Here is a 5529-nt window from a genome sequence, read left to right on the forward strand (position 1 = left end):
CCTCCTCTCCTCCCGTGGGGGAGGGTTTTTCGGAGCGACTCGACCCCCCCCCCCCCCCCCCCCCGCCCCCCCCCCCCCCCCCCCCCCCCTCCCCCCCCCCTCCCCCCCCCCCCGGGCCCGTCAGGCGCGGCCGTTGCCGGTGGTCGGCGGGTCGACGGCGAACAGCTGGTCCTCGACGTGGTCGAGGGCGACGCGCAGCGCGCCCATCGCCACGACCTCGGAGCCGAGCGCGGCGAGCGCCACCTCGGGGGCGCGGAGGGTGAACTGGGCGAGGCGCTCGCGCAGCGGTTCCAGGACGCCGTCGAGGCCGGCCGCCCAGCCGCCGATCACGACGAGCTGCGGGTCGATGGCGAGGACGAGCGCGGCGACGCCCTGGACCAGGCGGGTGAGGAAGCGGTCCATGGCGACCTTCGCGACCTCGTCGCCCTCCCGTGCGAGCCGCAGGACGCGGGCGACGGCGGCCTCGTCGAGCGGGTTGAGCGGCTTGCCGGTGGTGGAGAGGAGCCGCTCGGGGGTGACCTCCTGGCCGAGCAGGTGGAGGGCGCCGATCTCGCCGGCCGCCCCGCCGTAGCCGCGGTGCAGCCTGCCGTTGATGAGGGAGCCGGCGCCGGGGCTGAGGCCTGCCATGACGAAGACGACGTCACCGGCGCCGACCGCCGCGCCCTGCCAGTGTTCGGCGATGGCGGCGAGGTTGGCGTCGTTCTCGATCAGGACGGGGCAGCGGAAGGAGCGCCGAAGCCGGGCGCCGAGGTCGAGGCCGGTCCAGCCGGGCATGGCGGTGCCGAGTTGGATGGTGCCGTCGCGGTCGACGATGCCGGGGGTGCCGATGCCGACGGCCCAGAGGTTGTCGCGGGAGATGCCGGCCTTGCGCAGGACCTCGGCGACGGCGGTGCGGACGGCGGCGAGCCGGTCCTCGGCGTCCAGGGTCTCGTCGACCGGCTTGAAGTGACTGCCCACCACCTCGCCGGTGAGGTCGGCGAGGATGACGTGGATGTCGTGCACGCCGACCTCGATGCCGAGGATGTGTCCGGCCTCGGCGCGGAAGCGGAACCAGCGGGCCGGTCGGCCGCGCCGGCCGGTGCCGGGCTGGCCGTCCTCCTTGGGCTGGTCGACCTCGGCGACCAGCCCGGTTTCGACCAGACCCTCGATGACGCCCTCGACGGTCGGGCGGGAGAGCCCGGTCTCGCCGACGAGCTGAGTGAGGGTCACGGAGTGGCCGGTCCGCAGCGCCCGAAGCGTGACCGCCGCGTTGATCCGCCGCAGCAGCGAGGAGTCTCCTCCGGTGAGCCGATCCGCCAATGCGATGCCCTTCGCCGTTCGCGCGACTGCCCTGGCGCGCGGTGTCGAGTGCGCGGTGCCCACCGAATGGCCCGCGGGGGTATGCCACCCCCGGAACGCGGCACGGCGGCGCGGGGCCGCCTGCGCCAGGGCCGGAGGACAAGCGGAGCCTACCCGGGGGTGGGCCCGCTGGGCGAGAATCCTTGCAGCTCATCCAGGCTTCGGTATCGAAATGGTACGCATCGGGTGGTGGTGCACGACCCGGGCTTCACGGCCCGGCCACGGGCCGCCCGCCGCCGGGCCGCCGGGACCGTACCGACCAGCGGGAACGGGCGGAGAACAGCGAGCCGAGGCTCAGCCGGGAGCCGGCCGACAGGGCGCTGAGTACGGAGCCGGCCGCCACGGGGGAGTCGGGCACGGCCCGATGGTAGCGGCGGCTCAGGGCATCCGCGCCGCGAACAGCCGCTGCCCGAGCAGTCCCATCGGGTGCCCGTCCTCGGGCAGCGCGAGGACGGTCGGGCAGCCGGCGGAGGTGAGGGCGGCCCGCCAGCGCTCGGCGGGGAGCGCCGGGAAGGCGGGGAAGCCGGGGGCAGCGGCGGACACCGGGAAGGCGGGAGCGGCAGGGTGGGCGGGAGCGGCAGGGTGGACAGGGGAGGCGGGGAAGGTCGGGGAGTCGGTGCGGGCCTCGGCGTCCCCCGTGATCAGCAGGTCGAGCTGTTCGCCGGTGGGCGCGAGCAGCAGCAGCTGCCCACCGGGCGCGAGCTGGTCGACCAGCTCCGGGACGACGGTGTCCGGGTGGCCGGTCACGGTGGCGACGACGAGGTCGTATCGGCCGCCGTCGGGCAGCTGGTGGTGGTCGGCGCCGGGGCGGGGCCGGGTGGCGAGGGCCCGGGTGACGGTGGAGTCGGCGTCGTCCTGGCCGAGTTCGAGGATGCGCAGCGGCTGCGGCCCGTCGTGGGTCTCGGCGATGCCGCGGACCAGCGCGCCGAGGGCGGCGCCGAGGTAGCCGCGGGCGGCCGTCCAGCGGATCGGGGCGGCGGCCGGGCGGGGGGCCTCCTCGCCGGTGATCAGCCGGGGCAGCCGTAGTGCGCCGCGCCGGATCCGGTCCAGGGCGGAGACCGGGCCGAGTCCGTCGTTCCAGGCCTCGACGGCGGGCCGCCAGGCCTCCCGGACCTCGGCCGCGGTGAGCTCGGGTCGGCCGTAGTGGACGTCGCCGTGCCGGGTGATCAGGCCGTGCCGGGTGAGGGCGTCGAGCCAGCGGCCGACCCGGGGCCGCTGGGCGGGGGTGACGAGGGCGGCGGCGAGGATCTCGGCCTCGGTGTGTCCGCGCCCGGGGTCGGTGAGGACGCCGCTCTGCTGGAGGGTCAGCAGCAGCGCGGACAGTACGGCGTGGTCGAGGTGGGTCCCGAAGGCCTGGACCTGTTCGGCGGTGACGCCTATGGCGTGCTTCCAGGCGATGGCGTCGGCGGCGTCGGCGGCGGTACGCAGTCGCCGGTCGGCGGCTTCGGCGTGGCTGTGCGGGGCGCGGACGTGGGCGAGGACGGCGCCGAGCGCGTCGACGGCGGCGTACACGTCGTCCTGTCGGGGTTCGGGGCCGACGTGCAGGACGAGCCGCAGGGCGCCGAGGTCGTGGTCGGCCAGGTCGGGGCGGCGGCTGAGTCGCCACAGCAGGGTGGAGGGCAGGCTGAGGTGGGTGGTGGCGCTGGCGGCGAGGTCGACGAGCTGCCGCTCGGGGTCCTGCCGGGGGTCGCCGCAGTGGACGGTCCCGCCGGCGAGCAGGGTGGCGAGGGCCAGTTCGACGGCGAGGTCGGTGGCGGGGTGGAGCACGGTGTGCCGGATGGGCGGCGGGCCGAGGACGCCCGCCCAGTGCCGCAGCCGCTGTTCGGCGGTGCGGGCGGCGGAGGGCGGCAGCGCGGCGTGGGCGGCGACGCGCTGGGCGAGGGCCCGGGGCAGGCCGCCCGGCGGGGAGACGCCGAGCAGCAGGCCGATGCCGCTGATCGCGCGCCCGTCGGCGACGACGGCGGGTCGGTCGCCGAGTTCGCGCAGCGCGCTGACCAGGGCTGGAGTCGTGGGCACGGTGATCACTCCGGGGTGCGGGGGAGAAGCCGCACTACTGAACCACGCGGTCGGGCCGGGTGATGCCGTGCACGGGTCAAACTTCTGTAATGATTTTCATATCGGCCAGCCAAGGTGGGTATCCGATCTCCACTCGAAGTGGTCGGAACTTCGCATTCCGGATCCGGCGTGCGACCCCTTGACAGTCGGTGCGGGCGCTGGGTTACTTGGCGTGGGGGTCGTCCTGACCGAACGATCGGTCGGTGCGCCCGTCCTGGCCGACCTGCGGAGGAGCGACGATGACCGGCAGCGCACCCGCCCCGCGCCCGTACGGCGATGAGCCCGCCTACGGCGAAGCGCCCGTTTACGGTGAAGAGTCCGCCTGCGGTGAAGTGCCCGCCCGGCGCCTGGGTGAGCCGATCCCGCCCGCGCTGCTGGACGCCGGCGAGCGGATGGGCGTCGACGAGCTGCGCGCCCACCAGCTCACCCGCCTCCGGGCCACCCTGCGCCACGCGTACGACAACGTCGAGCTGTACCGCCGCAAGTTCGACGCGGCCGGCGTCGGCCCCGAGGACTGTCGCACCCTGGCCGACCTCGCCCGCTTCCCCTTCACCACCAAGGCCGACCTGCGTGAGGGCTACCCGTTCGGCATGTTCGCCGTCCCGATGGAGCGGGTCCGCCGGCTCCACGCCTCCAGCGGCACCACCGGGCGCCCGACCGTCGTCGGCTACACCGAGCACGACCTGTCGATGTGGGCCGACGTGGTCGCCCGGTCGATCCGCGCGGCCGGCGGCAGGCCCGGGCACAAGGTGCACATCGCGTACGGCTACGGGCTGTTCACCGGCGGCCTGGGCGCGCACTACGGCGCCGAGCGGGCCGGTTGCACCGTCATCCCGGCCTCCGGCGGCATGACGGCTCGGCAGGTGCAGATGATCCAGGACTTCCGTCCCGAGATCATCATGGTCACCCCCTCCTACCTGCTCACCCTGCTCGATGAGTTCGAGAAGCAGGGCGTCGACCCGCGCAGCACCTCGCTGCGCATCGGCATCTTCGGTGCCGAGCCGTGGACGGAGGAGATGCGGCGCGAGATCGAGGACCGGCTCGACCTGCACGCCGTCGACATCTACGGCCTCTCCGAGGTGGTCGGCCCCGGCGTCGCGCAGGAGTGCGTGGAGACCAAGGACGGGCTGCACATCTGGGAGGACCACTTCTACCCGGAGATCGTGGACCCGTTCACCGACCAGGTGCTGCCCGACGGTGCGAGCGGCGAACTGGTCTTCACCTCGCTCACCAAGGAGGCGCTGCCGGTCATCCGCTACCGCACCCGCGACCTCAGCCGGCTGCTGCCCGGCACCGCGCGCCCGGCCTTCCGACGGATGGAGAAGGTCACCGGGCGCAGCGACGACATGATCATCCTGCGTGGGGTGAACGTCTTCCCGACCCAGATCGAGGAGGTCCTGCTGCGGACCCCGGGCGTCGCGCCGCACTTCCAGCTGCGGCTCACCCGGCAGGGGCGGCTGGACCGCATGACCGTCCGGGTCGAGGCGCGGCCGGACGCCCCGGCCGAGCAGCGGGCTGCGGCGCGGGAGGCGATCGTCCGGGGGGTGAAGGACGGGGTGGGCGTCACGGTCGCGGTCGAGGTGGTGGAGCCGTACGCGCTGGAGCGCTCGGTCGGGAAGATCCGGCGGGTGGTCGACGAACGGGGGTGAGGCCGACGGGGGCCCGCAGCCCTGGGGCCTGCCGGAGGCGTAGGGCTGTCCGGGGGGATGCCCTACGCCTCCGGCGTCTATCGCCGTCCCGCCGGCCCCGGCCGCTGCCTGCCGTCCCGCCAGCCTCCGCCTCGCGGACGCCTTTTGACGGACGCCTTTTGACGGACACCCGCCGACGGAAGCTTGAGACCCATTCGGCGCACCGGGATCGTGGTCGCGGCCGAAGGTTCCCAGACTCGAACGAAAGAGGGGTGGACCCAACCAATCGGAAAGGCATCCTCATGAGCATCGGGCTGCGCCGCGTCCTCGCGGTGACCGCAGCGATTTCCCTCGGCCTGGGCGCGGCGTCCTGCGACAGCGCGTCGCAGTCGTCCAGCGGCGGCTCCGGCGGCGGGGGGGGGGGGGGGGGGGGGGGGGGGGGGGGGGGGGGGGGGGGGGGGGGGGGGGGGGGGGGGGGGGGGGGGGGGGGGGGGGGAGGGGGGGGGGG

At 75.1% G+C, this 5529-nt stretch carries 4 protein-coding genes; 1 reads left to right on the forward strand and 3 read right to left on the reverse strand.

Annotation, left to right across the window (positions count from 1 at the left end; all coding sequences use genetic code 11):
• Nucleotides 1-120: 120 nt before the first annotated feature.
• From AC07AL_RS14075 to AC07AL_RS14085, 3 genes are all read right to left on the reverse strand, one after another.
• Nucleotides 121-1299, reverse strand: coding sequence for an ROK family protein (locus AC07AL_RS14075; RefSeq protein ID WP_363586694.1), 1179 nt, complete (start codon nt 1297-1299; stop codon nt 121-123).
• Between the two features lie 247 nt (nt 1300-1546).
• Nucleotides 1547-1696, reverse strand: coding sequence for a hypothetical protein (locus AC07AL_RS14080; RefSeq protein ID WP_363586695.1), 150 nt, complete (start codon nt 1694-1696; stop codon nt 1547-1549).
• Nucleotides 1697-1716: 20 nt separating this feature from the next.
• On the reverse strand, nt 1717-3354 hold the full coding sequence (locus tag AC07AL_RS14085; protein WP_363586696.1) for a hypothetical protein: 1638 nt from the start codon (nt 3352-3354) through the stop codon (nt 1717-1719).
• A gap of 431 nt (nt 3355-3785) precedes the next feature.
• Between AC07AL_RS14085 and paaK the strand changes: the two genes are divergently transcribed.
• The gene (gene paaK / locus AC07AL_RS14090) at nt 3786-5042 is read left to right on the forward strand and encodes a phenylacetate--CoA ligase PaaK (protein ID WP_478317550.1); all 1257 of its coding nucleotides are present in this window, start codon (nt 3786-3788) and stop codon (nt 5040-5042) included.
• Nucleotides 5043-5529: the final 487 nt, after the last annotated feature.

It is taken from the genome of Kitasatospora sp. NPDC043949 (assembly GCF_056435365.1).